A 701-nucleotide genomic window follows, 5' to 3' on the forward strand; every position below is an offset into this window, starting at 1 on the left:
TGTCTGAAGGACCCGCAGAAGCGCGCTGCCTATGACCGTTTCGGCCATGCGGCCTTTGAAAATGGCGGCGGCGCGGGCTTCCAGCAGAATGGCTTCGGCGGCGGCGGTTTCGCGGATATTTTCGAAGACATTTTTGGCGACATGATGGGCGGACGCCAGCGCCGCTCTTCCGGCGGTCGCGAGCGCGGTGCCGATCTGCGCTACAATATGGAAATCTCGCTGGAAGAAGCATTTAATGGCAAGACGGCGCAGATCAGGGTTCCGGCCTCGATCGCCTGCGACGAATGCTCAGGCTCCGGCGCGAAGCCCGGCACGCAGCCCGCAACATGTTCGATGTGTGCGGGCGCCGGTCGTGTCCGCGCCGCACAAGGTTTCTTCTCAGTCGAGCGCACCTGCCCGCAATGCCACGGCCGCGGCCAGACGATCAAGGATCCTTGCCCGAAATGCGCGGGCCAGGGCCGCGTGACAGAGGAACGTTCGCTCTCCGTCAACATTCCGGCAGGCATTGAAGATGGCACCCGCATCCGGCTCGCCAATGAAGGCGAAGCGGGAATGCGAGGCGGGCCTTCTGGCGACCTTTATATTTTCCTGTCGGTGAAGCCGCACGAGTTCTTCCAGCGCGACGGGGCGGACCTTTATTGCAAGGTGCCGATCTCGATGACGACTGCTGCCCTTGGCGGTCAGTTCGAGGTGACGACGCT

General features: G+C 62.8%; 1 protein-coding gene. It reads left to right on the forward strand.

What is annotated here, in order from left to right:
- A partial coding sequence (gene dnaJ / locus AB1462_RS31460; RefSeq protein ID WP_367248967.1) for a molecular chaperone DnaJ occupies positions 1-701 on the forward strand: 701 nt, incomplete at both ends.

The sequence above is a fragment of the Pseudomonas sp. SB113 genome, assembly GCF_040754745.1.
GTDB classification, from domain to species: Bacteria; Pseudomonadota; Gammaproteobacteria; order Pseudomonadales; family Pseudomonadaceae; genus Aquipseudomonas; species Aquipseudomonas grimontii.